Below are 24,355 nucleotides of genomic sequence, written 5' to 3'. Positions count from 1 at the left end.
GATTCCAAAACAACCCTTGCTAAATGTTTCACAAGTTCCCGGACAAGTGCTTCGCACTTTCCGGGACGACGGATGGGGACAAGCGCTTCGCACTTTCCGGGACGAAGGCTAAGTGAATACAACCTTTCACCGTCATCCCGGGCTTGACCCGGGACCTACTTAAAAAGGCCGCGATCTAAAAACACCCCTTGCCGGATGTTTCCTAAGACCCCTTACTGAATGTTACCTAAACCGTAATAACCTGATTCCGGCCAGCCGCTTTGGCATTAATCAGTGCCTGGTCGGCTTCTTTTACGCTGCTGAAAAATTCGCTGCTGGGCGTCATTTCAATCACCCCAAACGAAGCAGTTAACAGCAGTTTAATGCCCTTGGCATCAATTTCGGTTTGGCTGATCACCTGACGCAGGCGCTCTGCCAGTTCGGTAGCCTGATTGCGGTCGCAATGCGGCGTAAGCACCAGAAACTCCTCGCCCCCCATTCTAATAAGGGTATCTTCTGCGCGCAGTTGATCCTGTATGATTTTACAAAATCGCTTGAGCGCCACATCGCCCACTACGTGGCCGTGCTTGTCGTTTATGGCCTTAAAATGATCAATGTCACATACCACCACCGACAGAATGTCGTTGTTTCTTAGTGCGTGCGCACTGAGCTTAGGCGCTATTTCGTAAAAAAAATGGCGATTTTTCGCACCGGTAAGCGGATCGGTATGCACTTGTGTGTGGAGTCGGTTTACCAGTGAATGCAGTACACTTACCGCAAACGACAACATAAACACCAGAATAAAGACCAATAAGAGCGCAAACGTTAAGCCATGATGATGAACGTTGCTGGCGTTAAAGAAGATTAAGTAAAGCGGTACAATCCCCAATAGTGAATAGAACACCGCAGACAATACGGCATAGAGTACTTTGTCGCCCAGACTCTGCGCAGCCAGATAGATTTTAACTCTGCGTACGGCCAGCCACACCGGAAAAGCAACACTTAACAAAATAAATGTGTTACCCACCCACTGTGTCAGGTATTCGAATTGTAACAACACTGAGCAGGCTGCTACAGCGGTAAAATGACACAACACCAGCGCAATCTGTTTACGGGTAAGAGAGTGACCATAACGTTTAACGATGGTCATCATTAACATATATGCCGCGCACAAGGATGCCAAATAAAATCCCATTCTGCCTGCATCTTCATAGCCGGAATAACGAATAGTCTGACAGACTTCTACCAGCCAGCAGCAAGCGAGAAATAAACGGGCAAACCGTCCAGACGTAGCTTTACTTTTGTGATTGGGAACGGGAAGCGCGAACGTGAAAACAATGCCAATTAAAGCGACCACCCCAAGTAACAGGGTTTGAGCTACCACGTAATCATATTCCATCAAAACGATAACCTGCTTTATTGTTATTGTATTGTTAAAGTCGGTTATGAAATATACGTGATTTGATCAGGAATGACCAGTGGGACATTAGGGAAAGGTAATATAGCGACGCCAGTGTGCCTGGCGTCACTTAACACATCATTAAGTTAATGATGCCTGATAGATAGATTCAATGGCCGCGTCGAGCGCTGCTTCGAACTCTTCATCGCTTTGCTGTGCAGATACGCCTTCGGTAAGTGCGCGAGAGAAGCTAGCAATCATACCGTGGTTTTCTGCCAGTTTGGCGTTTGCATCATCACGGCTATAACCACCAGATAGTGCAACTACTTTTAATACGTTGGGGTGATCCACCAGCTCTTTGTAAAAATCAGCCTGTTCCGGAATGGTCACTTTCAGCATGACTTTTAAGTCGCCAAGTTTATTTAACTCCGCCAGAATTTCCTGCTTCAGCAGCGCTTCCGCTTCGGCTTTTTCCGGGCTGTTAATGTCAACTTCAGGCTCGATAATAGGTACCAGACCCGCTGCCAGAATTTGCTTACCCACTTCAAACTGCTGCTCAACCACAGCTTTAATGCCGGTTTGATTAGCCAGTTTCACTACCGAACGCATTTTAGTACCGAACACGTCCTGCGTATTGGCTTTTGCCAGCAGTGCGTCCAGACCAGCGATGGGTTTCATTAATTGTACGCCATTGACTTCTGCTTCCAGGCCTTTATCGACTTTCAGAAACGGCACAACGCCTTTCTTTTGCCACAGGAACTTTGCCGAAGACAAACCTTCGATGTCGCGGTCCAGGGTATTTTCGAACAAAATAGCGCCCAGTACGCGCTCACCGGAGAAGGCATTACAGGTAATGATACGGGTACGCATAGCGTGAACTAAGCCATACATTTCGTCGTCGTTAGCGTAAGCTGACTCGTCGATTCCGTAGAGTTTAAGGGCTTTTGGGGTACTTCCACCACTCTGATCCAGCGCGGCAATAAAGCCTCCCTGAGTGAGGATTTTATCTAGCATAGCTTGCTGTGCCTGTGATGCCATGTGCAACACTCCTTTCTTTTTCATGTACCGCGATTAAACGGCTGTAGGGTTACGAAAAATCGTTTTTCCTGCTTATCCGTTAGCAGGCTGCCAGGCCCTGATTTATCTATAACAGGTACCTGGCCGGGAATTGTCTGCGTGCGATATTATTTTTTATTTTTTTCTTCGAGGATCGCAACGGCAGGCAGGATTTTCCCTTCTAAAAATTCCAGGAAAGCGCCACCACCGGTTGAGATGTACGACACTTTGTCTGCAATGTTATATTTGTCTACTGCTGCTAGCGTATCACCACCACCGGCAATTGAAAACGCATTGCTTGCTGCGATGGCTTCAGACAGCGCTTTTGTTCCAGCAGCGAACTGATCGAACTCAAAAACACCAACCGGACCATTCCACACAATGGTACCCGCGTTTTTCAGAATGTCTTCCAACGCCGCAGAGCTGTCTGGGCCGATATCAAAAATCATATCGTCATCGGTTACGTCGGCAACCGCTTTAAGCTCAGCCGGAGTATCTTCAGCAAACGCCTTACCGGTTACCACATCGGTAGGTACCGGAATATCCCCGCCATTGGCCTGTGCCTGGGCAATCAGGCGTTTGGCTTCGTCAACCAGATCCATTTCAACCAGAGATTTACCTACGTTGTGGCCCTGCGCTGCAATAAAGGTATTGGCAATACCGCCGCCTACAATTAACTGGTCCACTTTTTCGGCCAGTGATTTCAGCACGGTCAGCTTAGTAGATACTTTTGAACCACCCACAATGGCAACCATGGGGCGGGCCGGGTTATCCAGCGCTTTAGCCAGCGCCGCCAGTTCGCCTGCGAGTAACGGGCCTGCAACAGCTTGCGGCGCAAATTTGGCAACGCCATGCGTAGACGCCTGAGCACGGTGCGCCGTACCAAACGCGTCCATAACAAACACGTCGCACAGTGCTGCGTATTGCTTAGACAGGGCTTCGTCGTCTTTCTTCTCGCCTTTGTTAAAGCGCACATTTTCTAAAATTACGCACTCGCCCGGCGCAACCTCTACGCCATTCAGGTAATCTTTAACCAGTGTTACCTTGGTATCCAGCACGCCATTGAGGTAGTCCACTACCGGTTGCAATGAAAACTCATCCGCTGGCACGCCTTCATCCGGGCGACCCAGGTGAGACATTACCATAACGGCTGCACCGGCTTTTAACGCGGCTTCGATGGTAGGTAGCGATGCTTTAATACGCGCATCTGACGTCACTTTTCCGTCTTTTACCGGTACGTTGAGATCCTGACGAATCAATACGCGTTTACCCGACAATTCAATATCTGACATGCTTGGGATTGACATTGCTCTTCCTTATCTGAATTAAACTAAAACCAAAAATGCATTAACTTAATGACTACCCACCTGATACATCGCCAGTGCCGTATCTAACATACGGTTTGCAAATCCCCATTCGTTGTCGCACCACACCAGGGTTTTCACCAACTGCTTGTGGCTCACTCGGGTTTGCGTACCATCTACAATACACGAATGCGGATCGTGATTGAAATCCACTGATACTAACGGTTCTTCGGTGTAATCAAGAATCCCGGCAAGCTTGCCACTGCGGGCGTTTCGCAGGGCACTGTTTACCTGTTCAATGGTAACCTGAGCCGCCAGAGTTACACTCAAATCCATGGCCGTTACGTTTATAGTGGGTACCCGCACGGCAATGGCTTCAAATTTACCGGCAAACTTAGGCAAAATCCGTTCTATTCCGCGCGCTAAACGCGTATCTACCGGAATAATAGACTGGCTGGCTGCGCGGGTTCGGCGTAAGTCAGGATGGTAAGCGTCGATCACCTGTTGATCATGCATTGAAGAATGAATGGTGGTGATAGTGCCGCTCTCAACGCCAAAGGCTTCGTCGAGCACCTGAATAACTGGCACGATACAATTGGTTGTGCAGGAACCATTAGACACCACCGTATGCTCTGGGCGCAGGGTATCTTCGTTACAACCGTAAATAATGGTGTTGTCCATGTCGGGGGCACCGGGTTGCGAAAACAGCACTTTTTTAGCGCCATTCTGAATGTGCAACACACCACTAGCGCGATCCTGATACTGCCCGGTACATTCCAGCACAATATCCACACCCAGCGCTTCCCAGGGCAAGCCCTGAATATCCGGTTGATGACATAAACGGATGCGATCGCCGGCAACAATGAGATCGCTGCCGTCGCGTTCCACATGGCAGGCAAAGCGGCCATGGGAAGTGTCGAATTTGAGTAAGTGTGCCATACCGGCCGGGTCGGCCAGTTCATTAATAGCAACCACTTTCATAGATTGATTGCGGCCACTCTCATAGAGTGCCCGCAATACATTTCGGCCGATCCGGCCAAAGCCATTAATGGCTATTCTTACCATATTTTCTCTAGCCTGCTGGCCAGGGCATTTATAGCCCCAGCGCCGCCTCTACCACTGCCTCAACAGTAATATTAAAGTGCTTGAACAGCTCGCCCGCCGGTGCAGACTCACCAAAGGTGTCCATACCCACAATGGCACCATTAAAGCCAACGTATTTGTACCAGCTCTCTTTAGATAAAGCTTCTACCGCAACACGCTTCACAACGGATGAAGGCAGAACAGCTTCGCGATAAGCAGCATCCTGACGTTCGAACACATCGGTAGATGGCATAGACACTACGCGTACCGCTTTGCCCTGCTCGCTCAGTTGTTTGGCTGCATCTACTGCAAGCTGCACTTCTGAACCGGTTGCAATCAGAATCAGATCTGGCGTGCCGTTACAATCTACCAGCACATATCCACCACGGGCGATGTCTGCTACTTGCTGCGCATCACGTGGCTGCTGAGCCAGGTTCTGACGGGTGAAAATCAACGAGGTTGGACCGTCGCTGCGCAGAATAGCCTGTTTCCATGAAACGGCAGATTCGACCTGATCACACGGACGCCAGTTGTCGAGGTTTGGTGTAGCGCGCATGGCCACAACTTGTTCTACCGGCTGGTGAGTCGGGCCGTCTTCACCCAAACCGATGGAATCGTGAGTGTAAACAAAAATAACAGGCTGCTTCATCAATGCCGCCATGCGAACAGCGTTACGCGCATATTCCATAAACATCAGGAAGGTCGCGCCGTAGGCTTTAAATCCGCCGTGCAAAGCAATACCGTTCATCATGGCTGACATACCAAACTCACGCACACCGTAGTATACGTAGTTACCGCTGGCATCGTGTTTTTCTACGCCTTTGCTGCCCGACCAGATTGTCAGGTTAGAGCCTGCCAGGTCGGCTGAGCCGCCCAGAATTTCAGGCAGTAATGGGCCAAATGCATTCAGCGCATTTTGTGATGCTTTACGGCTGGCAATGTTTTGCGGGTTAGCTTGCAACGACGCAATGTAGGCATCGGCTTTGGCTTCAAAGTCGGCTGGCAGGTCGCCAGATAAACGACGCTTCAGCTCAGCGGCCAATTCAGGGTATGCCGCAGCATAGTCGTTAAACAGGGCATTCCAGGCCTGTTCAGCTTCGCCGCCTTTAGTTTTGCCTTCCCAACCGGCGTAAATCTCAGCAGGTACTTCAAATGGCGCGTAGTTCCAGCCCAGTGCTTTGCGGGTTAACGCGATTTCGTCGTCACCTAATGGTGCACCGTGGCAGTCTTCTTTGCCTTGTTTATTAGGCGAACCAAAACCAATGATCGTTTTGCAGCAAATCAGGGTTGGCTTGCTGGTTTCTGCTTTTGCCGCTTCAATGGCAGCATTGATTGCATCAGCGTCGTGACCATCCACGTCAGTGATCACGTGCCAGCCGTAGGCTTCAAATCGCGCTGGAGTGTTGTCGGTGAACCAGCCTTCTACTTCACCGTCGATAGAAATACCGTTGTCGTCCCAGAAAGCAATCAGCTTGTTCAAACCTAACGTGCCGGCCAGTGAACATGCCTCGTGGGAAATCCCTTCCATTAAACAACCATCGCCCATAAAGGCGTAGGTGAAATGATCAACTACCGGGAAGTTGTCGCGGTTAAACTGCGCAGCCAGCACTTTTTCTGCCAGCGCCATACCTACTGCATTGGTGATACCTTGTCCTAACGGACCTGTAGTGGTTTCTACACCCGGTGCATAACCGTACTCAGGGTGACCAGGCGTTTTTGAATGCAATTGACGGAATTGCTTTAATTCGGTGATCGGCAAGTCGTAACCGGTAAGGTGCAACAATGAATAAAGCAACATAGAGCCGTGACCATTCGACAGTACAAAGCGGTCGCGGTTTGCCCAATCCGGGTTAGCCGGGTTGTGTTGCAGGTGATCGCACCAAAGTACCTGTGCAATATCGGCCATGCCCATAGGCGCACCAGGGTGACCCGATTTTGCTTGCTGAACGGCATCCATACTTAATGCCCGAACGGCATTGGCGAGTTCTCGACGAGAAGGCATGTTGTCTCCTGAAATATTGAGTGTTGCTGCGGCTCTGGCGCTTCTTGCCCTGGCTGTCAGCGATTACGTCTTACACTGGGGCACGTATTGTCGCCCAGTGACTTATCCAGTTCAACGTGTTTTCTGCCTTAGTTTTGGGATTTCCGTAATATTTATAACGATGAACTGATCCTTTGTGTCAAGTAAACGTAACAAATAGACCTTTAGACGTCCAGAAGTAAAGACTGGTATTTATTATTGTGCTTGCTACAATAGTTGAATTCAGCTTTAAGAACATTACGGAGAAATCATGGCAACGCGTTTATTTACATCCGAATCTGTGTCGGAAGGACACCCGGATAAAATTGCCGACCAAATTTCCGATGCGGTCCTTGATGCCATTCTTGAGCAGGACCCAAGGGCACGTGTTGCCTGCGAAACCTTTGTAAAAACCGGTATGGTATTAGTTGGCGGTGAAATCACCACGTCTGCCTGGGTAGACATTGAAGAACTGACCCGTCAAACCGTGCGCAATATTGGCTACACCCATTCAGATATGGGCTTTGATGCGGATTCGTGTGCCGTACTGAATGCAATTGGCAAGCAATCGCCCGACATCAACCAAGGTGTGGATCGCGCCAGCCCGGAAGAACAGGGTGCAGGTGATCAGGGTTTAATGTTTGGCTATGCCTCAGACGAAACTGACGTACTGATGCCTGCGCCAATTACTTATTCTCACCGTTTGGTTCAGCGTCAGGCCGAAGTGCGTAAATCAGGCCAGCTTAGCTGGTTACGTCCGGATGCCAAGAGCCAGGTAACCTTTATTTATGAAAACGGCAAGCCAGTGGGTATTGATGCGGTTGTTCTGTCTACTCAGCACTGTGATTCTGTTTCTACGGCTACCTTACGCGAAGCGGTAATGGAAGAAATCATCAAGCCAGTACTGCCTGCTGAGTGGATTTCAAAAGACACCAAATTCCACATCAACCCTACCGGCCGGTTTGTAATTGGTGGTCCAATGGGCGATTGTGGCTTAACAGGCCGTAAAATCATTGTAGATACCTATGGTGGTATGGCGCGTCATGGCGGTGGTGCATTCTCAGGAAAGGATCCATCCAAAGTAGACCGTTCTGCCGCGTATGCGGGCCGTTACGTAGCCAAAAACATTGTTGCTGCTGGCCTGGCCAAGCGCTGCGAAATTCAGGTGTCGTACGCTATTGGTGTGGCTGAACCAACGTCTATCAGCATTGATACATTTGGTACCAGCACAGTAGACGAAAACACACTGGTTGCACTGGTGAAAGAGCACTTTGACTTGCGCCCTTATGGCTTGATCAAGATGCTGGATCTGGAACGTCCGATTTACCGCCCGACTGCAGCTTACGGACACTTTGGTCGTGAAGAATTCCCATGGGAAGCCACCGACAAAGCGGAGTTACTGCGCAATTCAGTAAAATAACTTAACGCATTAATACTATAAAAAAAGAGGCACTGGTTGCCTCTTTTTTGTGTTTAAGTTGCATGAACAAACGGTTAGTAATGACAACTCATTAATGCCAGTGAATCAGGCAATCCACATTTGGCAAGATGTGCAAGCTGATATTCACGTCGATGAGTCACTTCAAACTCTGCAAAATCTGGCGGTAAAAACTGCCGGCTGTGCATTTCAGAATCAAACTCCACCTCCACTAATATCAATGGGGCCAGATGCCCTGCAAACACATCCAGCACCAAATTATGCCCCATATGCCCTAAGCGGTAACGCTGCTTTTCTACCCGCATATGTTTGGTAAGCGGCCACAACTGTTCAAATTGATCGGCACTAATATCAACGTTTGTATTTTGTTGCTTAAAGCCGAACCCTTGTTTCACCATCATGGTGAAGATGCCCCCCTCGTCACATATCTTCACATGACGCTCACCATCGGACGATAAAAACCCCTGTCGGACCGGCACAGACTTGCGGGTTTCCAATAATCCGTCAGGCACTCCCGTTACGACAAACTTTCGCTCTGTTTCCCATTCTGCACGCATCACATTATCCTCGTATACGAACAATATCCTGGCTCACTTAAACGGCACTCCTTTAACCGCCGGATAACTTAACGTTAGCGCAGGATATAAAAATTTTCCACGCTACCGAATAAACCCGGGTTTTTCCTACTCCGGTATTACCAAGTATTTTTATCTTTAAAATTCATAACATTAACAGATTATTACAGATGCGCTCACATGCAGTTTGTAAGCACTAACTTGATAGTGGAAGGCTGAAGATTACAAGGCAGAAAAATAAATTAAGAAAGACATAAATTAATTTTAAAGCGCTATTGTGATACGTGTGAATAACGCTATAGTTAATAAAAACACTCAACAAAAAACCGGAACCTAAAACATGCGACTGTGCCGCACACTTGTGTTGTGTCTGGCCGGTAGTTTTTGTAGTCCTCTGCTGGCAAATCAACCTTCAGTTTTACCAGAATCCCCTCTGGTAAGTGCCCCTGTAGGTAACGCACAATACTTTGTAAAATACCAAAATGCCCGACTGCCCAAATGGCGGTTTGATGTGCATATGAATAGTCGCGGTAATACGTACGTGCCGGACTTATTACCCAGCGTAAATTTGCTTGATGTGGCCGCCGTGAGTGTGTCGGCCAGAAGAGCAGTAACGGCGTCATCTTCGCAATGGGTTTACGCCACCTTGCGCAATACACAGTATTTTTTAAGTCCACAGGCGGCAGAGTTACCACTCACCGGGCACAACGCCACAGCGGCTGGCGTTGGCTGGCAATTCGGTGAGCCTTACGGTTTTGGATTAGCCGTTGGTTATGAATTCAGGTATGTGGGAGATGAAAATAACAACTCACTTGTAATGGGCGTGCATTACTTCTTCTAGCGTTGTTTTCAGTTGCCTATTCTTCTACGATAAAATCCACCGCTGCTTTAGCATGTAACACTGTGGTATCTAACACAGGTAACACCGAATCATCCTGAGAGATCAACAATCCAATTTCAGTGCATCCCAGAATCACGGCTTCTGCACCTTGCTGTTTTAACTGCTCAATGATTGCCTGATATTGCCGTTTTGACTGTTCAACTACCCTGCCCTGACACAACTCTTCATAAATAACGCGGTGAACGATTTGTCGCTCCGGCTGATTGGGTATCAATACGTCCAGCCTCCCATTGCGCAGATGTTCTTTCAGGAACGGTTGCTCCATGGTAAAGGCCGTCCCCAATAATGCGACTTTTTTAAAGTCATTCTGTTTACAGGCATCAAAGATAGCATCGCCAATATGAATTACCGGTATATGCACCACTTCCGTGATGTCAGCAGCCACTTTATGCATGGTATTAGTGCAAATCACCAGCGCCTGCGCACCTGCCTGTTGCAGGTTAATCGCGATATTGCACAACTCACGGATGAGAGACGACCAGTCGTTGTTATGCTGAAGTTCTGCAATTTCCGCAAAATCCACGCTGTGTAAAATGAGCGGCGCGCTATGCAGACCACCGCAGCGTCGTTTAACATCCTGATTGATTAAACGGTAATACAGCGCTGTGGACTCCCAGCTCATTCCGCCAATTAATCCAATGGTTTTCAACTCGAGACTCCTGATAAATTATTTCCCATGATAAACAGCAGATAAGTTTCGATTCAATGCCACCTGACGGGTTTGATAATAGGTTTGTTGAATAATATGCGCATCCACACTGGCACGGTGTCTGGCCTTTTTGTAGGTTGCAGTGACATGAGTTTTTACGCTTTGCCAGTGGTCCATTTGATACTCAGACAGCACATATTCCAACGCCCGTATCTCGAAGCTCATAGGCACTCCGGCGGCACTGAACAATTTAATAAGCCAGGGATGATCCACTACCCAGCCATCGCTATACACAGTGCGCCCTTGTAAAAATTCGTTCAACGCCAGACAAACCTCGCGGCCATCATGGCCATGCTTAAGCAGATGTTCGCGGCTAAGCCCGTGCAATGCCTGGGCTTCAGGCTCCCAGTGCGTCCAGCTTTCATAGGGTTTCACCAACTGACAAAATTTGCCGCCGTCCTCGCGAACCACGCCAACTTCGATTGGATAACTGTGCGCACCAAAGCCACTTGCTTCGACGTCGATGATAGAAGGAACCTGCATACTCACCTTATTTATTGTTATTCTTTTAAGCGTAGCGCGTTTTACGCGAGTATCCCGCCCTAAACGCCTGCTTTTTTCTGTCGTTATTGATTATACGCTTGTTAAGACTGTCACTTTCATTTGGAAAATAAACAGCAAACCACATTCATTTTTGCTCAGACATCTACTATAACCATATACAAATACTTAACAATTGCCATGCAAATAAAACAATTACCGTGCCAGTTAGCCAATACCGGATTGCATATAACTACTCTTGTGCCTTGGAAAGCCATTGAAACAGCAGATAAATAATTTATCTTTAAGCCTGTATTTGTTTGTTATGCTTGATGATATAACCGGGTAATTACCCATTAACATTTAGCCAAAAGGATACTTTGTGAGATACCAGCAGTTACTGGTAAACACTGCCGCCACCTTTGTTACGGTGCTAGTAGTAATGTTGTGTAGCGCAAAACTTGTAATTGCATCACAGCCCATAGTAATTGGTCTTGATGCCGATATGAGTTCTGTAGCCGTAGAAGGGGGTCAGGCCATCAAGCGCGGTGCATTACTGGCGATAGACGAAATTAATGCTCGGGGCGGCATCCTTAACCGGCAGGTTGTGCTCGAAATCAGCGATCACCGGGGAAACCCTGCAAGGGGTATTAAAAATATTGAAGCCTATGCGAAGAACCCGAACCTGCTGGCGGTTTTGGGGGGTGTACATACCCCGGTTGCGCTGGCCGAATTGCCTTATATTCATAAACATAAACTGATTTACCTGGGCCCGTGGGCTGCCGGTACCAGTATCATCGACAATAACTATTCCCCCAATTTCGTATTTCGCATTTCGGTACGCGATGCAGAAGCGGCCAAAGTGATGTTGCGTCATGCAGCCGCACGCGGAATTTCGCGTATAGCTCTTGTACTTGAGCGCACTGGATGGGGCCGCTCGAATTTAGCATCGTTACAACAACACAGTGAAGCGTATGGCATTTCTATTGTAAGTGTGCAGTGGATCAACTGGCGTCAACAAGACTTTCAGCAGGAAATACGGGCAATAGCACAAAGTGATGCGCAGGCGTTGTTTATGGTGGTGAATGCGCCGGAAGGAGTAGTGATTGCCAATAACATGGCGCAACTAGCGAAACCGTTGCCTATGATTTCACACTGGGGCATTGCAGGCGGTAATTTTGCCGCCAGGCTCGGCTTATCGACGCTCAATCAATTGGATTTTGCTGTATTGCAAACCTTCAGTTTTGAACGCAATCCACAGGACGAGATTAACCAACGCGTATTTAATGCTTACCGCAATCGATTCGATACCAATGCACAGCGCGATAGCATTTTAGGCGTCGTTGGGCTTGCACATGCCTACGATTTAATACATATAATAGCCAAAGCAGTCGAACAAGCTGGCACACTGGATGCAAATGCGGTGAGGGCTGCAATGGAAAACTTAAGCGAACATCAGGGACTGATTAAACAATACATACCGCCATTTACGCCAACCAGGCACGATGCATTGTTTGCTGACGATTATTTTATGTCCCGCTTTAATGCACTCGGACATTTAGAACCCTACCCCGAGGTTAATTGATGTCGCGTTTGCCGTCACTAAGGCAATATCTTCAACGCATAATGCTGCCCAAACTGGCGGTTATTCTGGTTGCGATTACCCTGATAATCTTCTCAGCGGTTTTTTTAACCGCCAATCGCCATATCGGGGAAGTCCACAAGGGGTATTTAACCGATTTAAAAGGCAGTATTGAACAAAGTATCGAACTTACCCGCTCAGAGCTGATTACCATTGCCAATAATGATCTGCTGGTAAACGGTTTAATTGATATGGATTATCAGCAGTATTATCTGCCGTTGTTCATTCAATCGACGCAAATCACCGAAGATCGCAATCTTAGCCTTGCACTGTTTAACTTTGCAGGAGACAAGCTGCTATTCAAAAATTGGGATGACCGAGTACCGGTACACTATTTAAATGCCTGGCAAACTCAGGTGTTGAGTAACGCCGAATCCTATACATCTGTAAACGAAGACGGTGTGTTCATTGTGGCCCCCGTAATGATTAACGGCATGGCGGAAGGCGCATTGGCGTTTTACGTTGATTCATTGCACTGGATAGTGAGCAATCGCCCGAATGTCGCCACACAGTTGATTGTTGGTGAGCAAGGGAAGGTACTCTATTCAAGCCATCCAAAGCAGTACCCCGTGGGTACAAACTATTATTCACTGGATTTGAACACGCAATACACTGCAAGTGCCCAATGGGATAAGTTCTTGCTGGTGAGTTTTGAGCCCTTTATTAACGCTTACAACAATATATTCTGGCTTATCCCTATTCTTACCCTTGCTGTTATTTCCATTATCCTTACCAGTTTATACAGTGTACGCGCTGCGGCGAATCTATCGTCACTCACGCTGCAACGCCTGCATGAAAACCTCGAACACCAAATAGACAGTAGCCAGGGGCGTAGCGAAAAAGCGCAGGAGCCCACACTCGAAATGTCGCAAATCCGCTATGCATTTGAGCAGCTTATTGAAAGTGTGAACGACCTGTCGCTGTCGAATAACCGGTTTCGCAACATTACTAACTCCATGGAAGAAATACTGGTAGTAGTAAACAACGACGACCAGATTATTCTGTCGAACTCGGCATTTACCCATTTCACGGAACACTACGAACAAACCTTTGACGATATTCTGAAGAATGTATTACACCCGGCAGTGCGCACAGCTAAAAAGCTGCAACTCAGTTATCAAAAAGGCACCGGCGAACAACTGCATGTAAGCTGGAACACCAGCCCCATGCTGAACGACGAAGGCGAGTTCATCGGGCATATTCTGGTAGGTGAAAACATTACGCAGCGGGTTATTCTGGAAAAAGACGTATTAATTCGCACCAGGGCAATGAACGAGGCCACGGTGAGTATTGTTATTTCAGACATCAATCAACCGGGCAACCCATTGATTTACGTTAACACAGCGTTTGAAAAACTCACGGGTTACAGCAAAACTGAGGTATTGGGCAAGAACTGCCGGTTCTTGCAAGGCTCCAACACCGCACCTGAACATATCCAGCAAATATCTGACGCCATCAATACCGGTCAAGGAGTTGAAATTACGCTACTCAATTACCGCAAAGACGGTTCGGAGTTTTATAACAAACTGACGCTATCGCCCATTCAACAACGCGATGGCAGCGTATCGCACTTTATCGGGATCCAACAGGACGTAACACTACAAGAACAGACCTCCCGTTATCTGGAAGAAGCAAAGCTACGTGCGGAAGAGTCAACCCAACTGAAATCGCGCTTTCTGGCCAGTATGAGCCATGAAATCCGTACGCCAATTAATGGTATTTACGGCATGCTGGGGCTGTTAACCAACGGCAAGCTGGATGAATCACAACAAAACTATGTACGCATGGCGCGCCAAAGCACCAAAGACCTGCTGCATATCATCAATGATATTCTGGACTTTTCAAAAATCGAAGCCGGCAAACTCACCGTTGAGCGACACGATTTTAATTTGATGGATTTGCTGAACGAAACCATTGAACACTATGCGTTTGAAGGAGCAACGAAGGATATTCCGGTAACCCTAACATGTTCGCTAAGCGAACAATGGGTGAGTGGCGATACCGTTCGTATACGTCAAATCCTAAGCAATCTGTTAAGCAATGCGGTGAAATTCACCTCCCAAGGCAAAGTGACCGTTCAGGCAACCCTGGTGCGGGCTGAGGATCACTTTACGCTAAAATGCGAAGTGTCTGACACTGGCATTGGCATTGAAACGAGTCAACTCGACAATATCTTCTCGTTGTTCAGCCAGGAAGATGAATCCACAACACGGCAATTCGGCGGCACAGGATTAGGGTTGGCTATCAGCAAGCAACTGATTCAACTAATGGGTGGTGATATTCACGTAACCAGTACAAAAGGCAAAGGCAGCACCTTTAGCTTTTCTGTTTTGCTGTATCCTGCGCTCAAGGATGCTCCGGCACAATACACAGGGGCACAGAGCCAATCGGCTGACAGCTTTGCCACAGGCAGTTATAAACCACTGGTATTGCTGGTAGAAGACAACACCATTAACCAGGTGGTAGCGCGGGAGCATTTAAACGATTGCAGAGTAATGGTAACGGCAAATGGGCAAGAAGCCATCGACGCCTTAAAAGGTGCCAAAGCGCAATTTGATCTGATTCTGATGGACTGCCAGATGCCGGTAATGGATGGCTACGAAGCCACTCGACGTATACGCTCTGGAGAGGCGGGGGACAGTTATCAGAATGTGCCCATTATTGCCCTGACCGCGAATGCGATGAAAGGCGATCGGGATACCTGCATAGCGGCAGGCATGAACGACTATATTAGTAAGCCTTTTAACGAATCTGAGTTACGTCATAAAGTGTGGCAATGGTACAACATTGCGCAAGTGGATTAACACGTCTATTTATACCCAACCTCTTCTGTTATCTTAGGTTTTTCTTTTAGTCATTTTCACGCAGACTTTATGAACACAACGCTGAACAAAGTAACCGATACGTCGACGCGGCACTTTCGCTTTTTTGATTTTATGTTGGGTGCCACCTGCATTTTGATTGTTTGCTCCAATATTATCGGTGCCGGCAAGGTTGCCGAAATAGCCGGATTTACCTTTGGCGCTGGGGTAATCTTTTTTCCGCTCTCGTATGTGCTGGGTGACGTACTCACCGAAGTATACGGTTATCAACGGGCGCGCCGTGCTATTTGGGCGGGCTTTTTTGCGGCGGCGTTTGCCGCGTTTATGGCGTGGTTTATTACTGAAATGCCGCCCTCACCAAACTGGAATCAGGACGTGGGCGGAATCAGTCGTCAGGACAGTTTTGCCATGAATTTTGGTCAGGCTCCACGAATTGTTCTGGCGTCTGTGCTGGCAATTTGGCTGGGCGAATTTACCAATGCTTTCGTGATGGCCAAAATGAAAGTGATGTCGAAAGGCAAGGCGCTCTATCAACGCACTATTGGTTCTACCGTGGTGGGACAGGCTGTCGACTCAATGGTGTTTTACCCGGTTGCCTTTTGGGGGATCTGGAGCACCGAGTTAATTATTACTGTGATGCTCACCAACTATGGCCTCAAGGTTTTATGGGAGGTACTGTTAACGCCGGTTACCTATAAAGTCATTGCCGTGCTCAAACGCGCAGAGGGTGTAGATGTTTACGACGAGCACACTAATTTCACCCCATTCTCAATTAAATAAGCCCTGAGCAAGTTACAGATTAAACGCTAAAATGCCTGATTTGGCTTTGCAGTGTTTCGGCCAGCTGACTCAGTTGCTCAGCGTTAGAGGCCACCAGTTCGGTGGCTTCATTTACTTCGTCTGATACACCCATAATGGCAGTCACTTGTGTTTCGATATCGCGAGCTACCACGGTTTGTTCTTCGGTGATTTGGGAAATATCCTCAATCATTGACTGAATGGCGGTCATATCCTTTGCCGAACCGGCCAGCTCCCCATTGGCTTGCTCAGTAAGAGAACGGGCTTTTTCAGCTTCCTCCACGCTTTGCTCCATTGCCACAACGGCACTGTCAACACTGGTTTGTAACTGTTCAATAGACTTGCGTACCACTTCGGTTGAACTGCGAGTGCGCGAGGCAAGATTGCGCACTTCATCAGCCACTACCGCAAATCCCCTACCAGATTCGCCCGCTCTGGCCGCTTCAATGGCTGCGTTTAATGCCAGCAAATTCGTTTGCTCAGAGATACTTTCAATTTCTACCATCACGGCACTGATTTGCACCGTGTCTTTTTCCAGTGAACGCAGGCTATTAGCCGTCGTGCTTACCGCGCCGAGTAAGTTTTCCACCATTTGCTGGCTGGCATTTAATTGCTCACTGCTTTGATGAACCCGCACATTGACATCGCGGCCTAACGCCGACGATTCCGCGCTCTGCTTACAAATAGAGTCGATAGTGGTAAGCATGCTGTCTACCCCATTGCGGATTTGATGTGTCAGATTAACTTGCGCCCCACTGCCTTTGTGGGTTTGTAATGACGCAGAAGAAAGTTGCTGGGCACTGCCATGAAGTTGTGTAGCAGAAGACGATAGCTGGTGAATAAGGCTCACCATATTCTCCAGCATTTTGTTCACCGAACGGCCCATATGGCCCAGTTCATTATCTTCCACGTAAGTAACCCGGCGCGATAAATTGGCCTCTGCCATGCTGTCGATCACACTTTCAATTTCGTGCAGAGGGCGCACGATAGAGCGAATGATAACGATGGCAATCAAAGCCAGCAGTACGCCAACAACGCACAGTCCAATCAAACTACTTAAAGCGCTGCTTACCACGGTTTGTTCGATGTCGGAAATATACACTCCGGTGCCAACAGCCCAACCCCAGGGTTGGAAAGCCTGCACGTAACTTACTTTTGCCTCAGGTTTAGTGGCGCCGGCTGGCTTCCATTTATAATTAAAAAAGTCGCCTTCCTGTTGGCGATTTTTAATCAGTGCAGCCATATTGGCAAAAATAGCGATACCATCTTCACTAAGGATACTGGCGAACGACTTGCCCCGCACATCGGGCCGCTCACCATGCCCAATCATTACGGCATCCTTATCAATCACAAAGAAATAACCGTCATTACCAAAAAACTGCCGGTTCAGTACTTCAAGGGCAATAGTTTTAGCGTCTTCTGGCGACATTGCACCGCTCTGCACTTGCTGGTGATAGTACTCAAGCTGCCCCACCGATGCCTGCACCAACTGCTGTATCTGCTCCTCGCGAAATTGCAGCGCATCCTGATACTGATGGCTAATATTCAGCGTTTCCAGTGTTGCCATTGCCAACAATGACATCGTTATCAAAATAAACAATCGGGTTCGGACTGACCAGGAAGATACGCGCATAAACTACAAAATTGAATCAATAATACGCAACACGCTACAAGAAACGTCATTGAGATTCCATGAATAATTTATTAAATGTTATGTAAATATTTAAATTAATAAATTAAAAACAAAAATGCCACCTTATATTAAAGGTGGCAACATCTCGTTAACGTTGTGTGATAATTTAGAAAGTTGCCTTGAAGTTTAACGCTGTGGTACGCGGCGCACCTATCCAGGCTGCACCGGTTGCAATAGTGCCCAGGTAACTTTCGTCCATAAGGTTATTGATGGTAAGCCGCACGTCAATTTGCTCAATGCCCGATACCGGTTTCTCAAGGGTAGCGCCCAGATAGAAGTCGCTAACCGAGTAAGCATTAACCGTAAAAGAGCCCGCTGAACGTTCCCCTACGTATTTGGTAGACAATCCGGCGCTGTAGATACCGCGTTGATAATCCAGACTAATAACAGCCATATCTTCAGGCGTGCCAATTACCTGAACGCCTTCTGAGCCTTCATCGGTATATTCTGAATTATTGTATGTGTACGATACATACAAGCCCAGAGAATCGGTAACCTGATAGTCCACGGCCATTTCAATACCGTCAGACTCAATACCACCGTCGTTGATATAGCCGCCCGCAGCTGATTCCAGGAAATCGATACCCGTTACGTCTTCGCTACTCACAAAGCGAATGCGGTTTTCAAAACTGATGCTGTAGTAGGTTAAGCTGGCATTTAACCCTGGCATCGCATAGCGAATACCCACATCAATGTTTTCAGCCGTTTCTGGCTCCACTTTGCTTAAGTCAGCATCGTCTCGCTCTAATACTACGTCTTTGATTGCTGCATAGTTTTCTGCATAACCGGCGAATATCTCCAGGCCCTCAACCGGTAGTGGCGCTACAACCCCAGCCGACAGTAATACGTCTGAGTCTGACGATACCGCCAGATTTTTACTGCTGTCGAAGCGGTCTTTCTTTTCAACATCTACGTTGAACTGTTTGGCACCCACTCGCACTTTCGCCACATTGAAGTCGAATTCGTCTTCAACATAAAACATTAGCGTTTCTACCGGGAATTCACGGCTGTACTGGATCCAGTAAGGAACGTGGTCAAATTCATAACCTACTGTGGAATCAATAATTTTTTGCCAGCTACGGGTCTCTTCCCGATTGTAGTCTTCGTACCACAAACCGCCGCGAACGGTATTTTCCATATCGCCAATGGTGGTTGTCCATACGGCGTCTACGTTTATACCTGCGCGTTGCTTTTTGTAGTTGGTATGACGGTATGAGCTAACCGGAATGGCATTGTCGGGATAACAAGCCGGGTCGTACTGTGCATCGCCTCCACCGTATGGGAAGGTAAGTGAACTGACACAGCCCGCTTCGGGGCTAAGAGACATACCGTTGGCATCCACAAAGAAGATTTGGCCTAAAACAGCGCCACCCAATGCCGTATTACCGTGTATTAATTCTGAATGGCCGTTAGTGCCATCGTTAGTGACATCTACAATATAAGGCGGGATCCAGTCACCGCGTCCGCTGTTATCGTGATAATACGCATTGGCTTTAACCTCAACGGCGCCCAGTGTCATGTTGGCTTCCAGATACGCAAACCAGTTTTCACGTAACGTTGACCAGCCACGACGGTAAGATTGGTCGACATACGGGATCCCCGTCCAATCGGAGGTCAACTGATCCCATTCTGGGTTTTGCTCAAACTGGCTTAAACCGTAAATACGCTGATAGTTATCTTCGTGGGTATCGTCGTACGACATATACGCAGTGATGTCTATATCATCCAGGTAACTCACAATTTTTGCGGCATAGTGATCGCGATTGGCTTCGCCCACGCCATCCATCCAGTCGTTGTTATATTGCGACGACATACTCATCCAGGCGTAGGTATTCGGTGCAATTTCACCCGTTTCTAAACGCATAAACATCTTTTGCGCGCCAAAATCGCCCGTAGTTGCACTCACTACCAATTGCTCGTCAACGCCAGGGTTGATTGTGGTAAAGTTTAATGTGCCGCCCAGTGCTTCGTTTGAGCGCGACGCGATATCAGCCGTGCCCTGAGAAACTTCTACTGCACGCAGGTTTTCGGTGTCGATATAACGGTTAGCTTTAGCACCACCACCGTAGTTGGAATTACCGTTGGCAATGCCGTCAACCGTGATACCAATTTGTTGTTGGCTCAGATCGACCTGAAAGCCACGGATTGAAATACTGGTAGACCAGTCATCCGATCCAAAGGTGTCCCCTTCATTAATTAACACGCCCGGCAGGTTGTCTACTGCTGCCAATACGCTGGTCAGGCTGGCCTGCTGTTTTAGCATTGAGTCATCAGTGGCATTGTTTGCATAAGAAACGCTTCTGCCAATCACCGTGACTTCTTCAATTTCACTGGGAACGCTTGCGGCTTCTTCTGCAAACGTAACTGGTGCGCCAATCGCGCTAAGTACTGACAGCGCCAGTAGCGAGCGCTTGTACGTTACTTTCATGTTCATGTGTGTTCCTTAATAAAGTGTTGTTATGTGTGTGAGGCAAGTAATGTGCTGATTGCGCGATAGGCTAAGGCGGCTGAGTGACAAATCCATGAACGAAACTTGACCATTCGATGAAGAAATAATGACAGTAAATTCAGAATGTTACTGCCCTTACATATTAACAACCTGTTAACAACCAACCTTGATTACCCGATCAGGTATAGTGCAAATAAAAGAGATAAAAAAAGTTTGAGATTTCACTGATTTTGTCTAGTTTTAAATTAGCTTGGAGGCAAAACACAGCGATGATCACTTATCAATCGGTACATATCGACTCTAATTCCGAGACACTCACGGCTAAATTGCATGAGTTTCATGACGCTATACTTTGCGACCATCCTCATATCATCCGGATTGCTTGTGCGCTGTATGAACATAAGCACGATACTTTAAAAACCTTTATTCATAGTACCCGGGAAGGGCACGCGATTACGGCGTATCAAACTACATTAAGCAATGTGCCTTCTCTTAAGTCACTGGCTGATAATCAGGAATGCCGGGTGATTGAAAACATTCAGCTTGAAATAAAACCCGACACCGAACACTCGGCATGGTTGCTGGGGCAGGGATACGTCAGTTCGTTTACTGTACCCATTTATCATCACAATCATCTGGTAGGATTTTTGTTTCTCGACAGTGATGAAACCAACACATTCACTGAGCAGGTGCAGCGGCAACTACTGGTAAAATGCAATCAGATAGCCGAAGTGGTGTCCGGTGAAGTGTCAACGGCCCAGTTACTTGTTGCTACGGCATCTGCCATTCGAAACATAGCGGGTTTACGGGATTTTGAGACGGGGATGCACCTCACCCGCATGGCTGAATTCAGCAAATTGATTGCCCAGCATTTACCGGCAAGTTATCAGCTTACCGACGAAATCATAGAGCATATTTATTTGTTTGCGCCCCTTCACGACATTGGCAAAATTGGCATTCCTGATGCCATCCTGCTCAAAAATGGCAAGTTAACCCCGGAAGAACGAAAAATCATAGAAATGCATGTAACGAAAGGCGTCAGTATTATCGACGAAATTCTGGGTAACTTCGGACTTCTGAGCCTGCAACCGGCGCAAATCATGCGTAACATTATAGCCTGCCATCACGAATACATGGATGGTTCTGGTTACCCGAATGGTTTGGTTGGCGATGCGATCCCCATAGAAGCCCGCATTGTTACTGTGGCGGATATTTTTGATGCCCTCACGCATGAGCGTCCTTACAAAAAGCCCTGGCCGATACCCAACGCGCTGGCAGAGCTGCAAAAAATGGTCAACGATGGGAAGCTCGACGAACATTGTGTTAATGCACTTGCCGCGTCGATGAGTGAAGCAAGACTCATCGTTAAAGAATACAACGACGCCTGATAAGGTGATAAGAAAAGAGTGGAGATGGCCGTATAAGCCGGGTTCTGTTCTCTCGCGAGTGGTAATCATTCCTCTAGGCCAGCAATCACTCACTGGCTCAAGCAACCTACCCGCTCCCCGTGCGGGCCGCACGTGAAGGGAGCCTATTTGGTCTTGCTCCGGGTGGAGTTTACCGTGCCACAAACTGTTACCAGTTGCGCGGTGCGCTCTTACCGCACCCTTTCACCCTTACCGGCGCCGAAGCGCTTAGGCGGTTTACTCTCTGCTGCACTGGTCGTCGGCTCGCGCCGCCCAGACGTTATCTGGCACCCTGCCCTGTGGAGCCCGGACTTTCCTCCCCTTCCGCAAGCGGAAGCAGCGATTACCTGGCCATCTCCGGCGCGAATGATACCGCGTTTACCCAATAATACCAATCGACTTGTTCGCCAAAACAAACACCAGTAGAACAAGGTTATTTGTAAAAAGTCAAAACAACCTATAAAACCATAATTTCCTTATGCTTATGTAAAAATCAGGCACTCAATGTGATTTTTTTGTAAATTTTTTAGGGGGATTTTTTACTGCTCCGTCGTCTTTACTCCTGAACAGCAATCCATCCTTGCTGTGCCGGTGCTGACTTGACCGGCAATTTGTTGTGTAACCCGTGCTTGTGTGGCCAATGGGTATGTTCTCCCTGGTTTTACGCCCATTGGCCCGCTGGTCGGCTTACACAGGATCCAAACTATCGTCAGGACAGAGAACCTAACATGTATTACAAAACAAAAATTTCCTGCGCAGTAGCAGCCGTGTTATCCACTATGGTGGTATCTCCGCTGGTGTTGGCCCAGGACGCCGCGCCACAGGAAGTCGAAACCATCGCGGTAACCGGTATCCGCTCTTCTGTTGCAAAATCAATGGACGTAAAACGCAGCTCTGCTGGTGTGGTAGATGCCATTAGTGCAGAAGACATTGGAGACTTTCCCGACACCAACCTGGCTGAATCGTTGCAGCGAATCACCGGTGTCTCTATCGACCGCTCAGGTGGTGAAGGTCAGTTAATTACGGTACGGGGTTTTGGGCCACAGTTTAATACCGTGTTGGTGAACGGTCGCCAGATGGCGTCAGAGAACCAAAGCCGGGCATTCAGCTTTGATACCATTGCATCGGAACTGGTAAGCAGCCTGGACGTACATAAAACCTCTACCGCCACTATGCAGTCGGGTGGTGTTGGTTCAACAATTAACATAAACACCGCCCGCCCATTCGCATTAGGCGGCTTTAAAGTAGCGGGCAGCATTAAAGGTGTATACGACGAAAACAGCGAGTCGACTACACCACAATTGTCGGGTTTGATTAGCAATACCTTTAACGATGATACCTTTGGGGTATTGCTGGCGGTGTCTCATCAGGAGCGTGAAACCCGTTTGAACCAGGCCCAAATCGACGGTTGGTTGGAAAATGTGGGTGTACCAAACCCAGTAACGGAAAGCGGCGAAGCCTGGAACGGCAATGTATTCTCGCCGCGTAACTACGACCACAAAGTGACCTTTGAAGACCGTACCCGTACCAACGCTAATCTGGTGTTACAGTATGCCCCGAGCGATGATCTGGTGGTCACCGCGGATGCCCTGTATTCAAAATTTGATGTGGAATCCAATGCCACGTCTTATGGTCATTGGTTTACAGCCCCGAACATTCAGGGTGTGGCAGACGATGGCAGCCTGTTCGATGCAAGTGGCAATCGATTGAGCCCCACGGTGGATGCAAACGGTACCATTGTAGATTTGTATCAGGAAGTGGGTCTGGCGACCGACATGCATGCCAAAACATTTGACCGTCTTACCGATACACTGTCTGTCGGGCTAAACGTTGATTATAAATACAGCGACAATCTAAACCTGAAATTTGATTTAAGTCATTCAACCGCAGAGCGTGATGCCAATAACGGTGGCGGCGACCAGTTGTCTCTGATTGGGTATGCAAACCGCGTGCGCTTCCAGGTTGACGACAACATTCTGCCGGTGGCCAGCATGTTTGCTGATGCCAACGCCAATATTTACAGTGGACAGCAAGAAATCGACGGCGCCATTGTATCCTCACCGGTAGATGGCTTTGCTGCTTATGACAGCAGCCTGACACCCGCCGGAGTGAGCGATCTGCTGGATAAAGCAAACAGCCGTGCTCACGTTATGTTACGTCGCGGTTGGGCAGTTAAAGATGACGTCACGCAACTGCGTTTCGACGGAGAATACTATACCGACAACAGCGGTATCACAGAAATTCGCTTTGGCACCCAGTACAGCAACGAAACTAAGAGCCTCACCCGTTGGGATAACGAAGGTGTAGGTATTCACTGTACCTACTGTGGTTACCCTGATCTGCCGGAAATTCCGGCTGATGCACAGTATGTATTTAATGCCGGCAACGATTTCTTAAGCGGGGTTAGTGGCAGTGGTCGCATGCCCACCTCATGGCTTGCTCACAACGGTGAAGCGAACTTCGCCTTTTTGGAAAACTACTATCAAAGCACAACTGGTTCAACCATCAGCTTTGATGCAGTGCGTCGCAACAACAGCTTCGATGTTGAGGAACAAATCCTGTCTGCTTATGTAGAAATGGATTTTGAAGGAGAAGTAAGCG

The 24,355-nt window shown here is 48.0% G+C and carries 17 protein-coding genes and 1 other RNA gene; 7 read left to right on the top strand and 11 right to left on the bottom strand.

Annotated features, from left to right (window positions below; genetic code table 11):
* Positions 1-226: 226 nt before the first annotated feature.
* From ACLR2L_RS09585 to tkt, 5 genes are all read right to left on the bottom strand, one after another.
* Complete coding sequence (locus ACLR2L_RS09585; protein ID WP_413367746.1) at positions 227-1,378, bottom strand: GGDEF domain-containing protein; 1,152 nt, start codon at positions 1,376-1,378, stop codon at positions 227-229.
* 141 nt (positions 1,379-1,519) lie between these two features.
* Positions 1,520-2,416 (bottom strand): fructose bisphosphate aldolase, encoded by an 897-nt coding sequence (locus tag ACLR2L_RS09580; RefSeq protein ID WP_413367742.1) that lies wholly within the window; start codon positions 2,414-2,416, stop codon positions 1,520-1,522.
* A gap of 146 nt (positions 2,417-2,562) precedes the next feature.
* Positions 2,563-3,741 carry a phosphoglycerate kinase gene (locus ACLR2L_RS09575; protein WP_413367740.1) on the bottom strand — a complete coding sequence of 393 codons (1,179 nt, stop codon included), beginning with the start codon at positions 3,739-3,741 and terminating at the stop codon, positions 2,563-2,565.
* Positions 3,742-3,786: 45 nt separating this feature from the next.
* Positions 3,787-4,803 carry an erythrose-4-phosphate dehydrogenase gene (epd, locus tag ACLR2L_RS09570; protein ID WP_413367738.1) on the bottom strand — a complete coding sequence of 339 codons (1,017 nt, stop codon included), beginning with the start codon at positions 4,801-4,803 and terminating at the stop codon, positions 3,787-3,789.
* Between the two features lie 28 nt (positions 4,804-4,831).
* A complete protein-coding gene (gene tkt / locus ACLR2L_RS09565) occupies positions 4,832-6,823 on the bottom strand; it encodes a transketolase (protein WP_413367736.1) in 1,992 nt (663 codons plus the stop codon).
* Positions 6,824-7,112: 289 nt separating this feature from the next.
* On the opposite strand from tkt, the gene metK reads away from it, so the two are divergent.
* The gene (metK, locus tag ACLR2L_RS09560) at positions 7,113-8,261 is read left to right on the top strand and encodes a methionine adenosyltransferase (protein WP_413367734.1); all 1,149 of its coding nucleotides are present in this window, start codon (positions 7,113-7,115) and stop codon (positions 8,259-8,261) included.
* A 74-nt stretch (positions 8,262-8,335) separates the two neighbouring features.
* On the opposite strand, the gene ACLR2L_RS09555 is transcribed toward metK, so the two are convergent.
* Entirely contained in the window at positions 8,336-8,836 is a 501-nt protein-coding gene (locus ACLR2L_RS09555) for an adenylate cyclase (RefSeq protein ID WP_140958391.1), read from the bottom strand.
* Positions 8,837-9,194: 358 nt separating this feature from the next.
* On the opposite strand from ACLR2L_RS09555, the gene ACLR2L_RS09550 reads away from it, so the two are divergent.
* A complete protein-coding gene (locus ACLR2L_RS09550; protein WP_140958392.1) occupies positions 9,195-9,695 on the top strand; it encodes a hypothetical protein in 501 nt (166 codons plus the stop codon).
* A 16-nt stretch (positions 9,696-9,711) separates the two neighbouring features.
* On the opposite strand, the gene ACLR2L_RS09545 is transcribed toward ACLR2L_RS09550, so the two are convergent.
* Entirely contained in the window at positions 9,712-10,404 is a 693-nt protein-coding gene (locus ACLR2L_RS09545) for an aspartate/glutamate racemase family protein (protein WP_413367731.1), read from the bottom strand.
* 18 nt (positions 10,405-10,422) lie between these two features.
* A complete protein-coding gene (locus ACLR2L_RS09540) occupies positions 10,423-10,947 on the bottom strand; it encodes a hypothetical protein (RefSeq protein WP_413367729.1) in 525 nt (174 codons plus the stop codon).
* Positions 10,948-11,326: 379 nt separating this feature from the next.
* Between ACLR2L_RS09540 and ACLR2L_RS09535 the strand changes: the two genes are divergently transcribed.
* The 3 genes from ACLR2L_RS09535 (at position 11,327) to ACLR2L_RS09525 (ending at position 16,188) form a co-directional block, all read left to right on the top strand.
* The gene (locus ACLR2L_RS09535; protein WP_413367727.1) at positions 11,327-12,529 is read left to right on the top strand and encodes an ABC transporter substrate-binding protein; all 1,203 of its coding nucleotides are present in this window, start codon (positions 11,327-11,329) and stop codon (positions 12,527-12,529) included.
* A complete protein-coding gene (locus ACLR2L_RS09530; protein WP_413367725.1) occupies positions 12,529-15,390 on the top strand; it encodes an ATP-binding protein in 2,862 nt (953 codons plus the stop codon). Before ACLR2L_RS09535 ends, ACLR2L_RS09530 begins: the two co-directional genes overlap by 1 nt.
* A 69-nt stretch (positions 15,391-15,459) precedes the next feature.
* Positions 15,460-16,188, top strand: a complete 729-nt coding sequence (locus ACLR2L_RS09525) for a queuosine precursor transporter (protein ID WP_413367723.1) — start codon at positions 15,460-15,462, stop codon at positions 16,186-16,188.
* Between the two features lie 19 nt (positions 16,189-16,207).
* On the opposite strand, the gene ACLR2L_RS09520 is transcribed toward ACLR2L_RS09525, so the two are convergent.
* Positions 16,208-17,788, bottom strand: coding sequence for a methyl-accepting chemotaxis protein (locus tag ACLR2L_RS09520; protein WP_413367721.1), 1,581 nt, complete (start codon positions 17,786-17,788; stop codon positions 16,208-16,210).
* Positions 17,789-18,005: 217 nt separating this feature from the next.
* Positions 18,006-20,327: a TonB-dependent receptor gene (locus ACLR2L_RS09515; RefSeq protein ID WP_413367744.1), complete on the bottom strand. Its 2,322-nt coding sequence runs from the start codon at positions 20,325-20,327 to the stop codon at positions 18,006-18,008.
* A gap of 290 nt (positions 20,328-20,617) precedes the next feature.
* Between ACLR2L_RS09515 and ACLR2L_RS09510 the strand changes: the two genes are divergently transcribed.
* Positions 20,618-21,736, top strand: a complete 1,119-nt coding sequence (locus ACLR2L_RS09510; RefSeq protein WP_413367719.1) for an HD-GYP domain-containing protein — start codon at positions 20,618-20,620, stop codon at positions 21,734-21,736.
* Positions 21,737-21,752: 16 nt separating this feature from the next.
* Here ACLR2L_RS09510 and rnpB read toward each other — a convergent pair.
* Positions 21,753-22,113, bottom strand: an RNA gene (gene rnpB, locus ACLR2L_RS09505) — RNase P RNA component class A.
* 369 nt (positions 22,114-22,482) lie between these two features.
* Between rnpB and ACLR2L_RS09500 the strand changes: the two genes are divergently transcribed.
* Positions 22,483-24,355 (top strand): TonB-dependent receptor (locus tag ACLR2L_RS09500; RefSeq protein WP_413367717.1); only part of this gene is annotated, 1,873 nt, incomplete at its 3' end.

Source organism: Alteromonas sp. AMM-1 (assembly GCF_047290655.1).
GTDB lineage: Bacteria > Pseudomonadota > Gammaproteobacteria > Enterobacterales > Alteromonadaceae > Alteromonas > Alteromonas mangrovi.
Note: the sequence above shows the minus strand (reverse complement) of the source record. Positions and strands in the feature narration are given on the sequence as shown.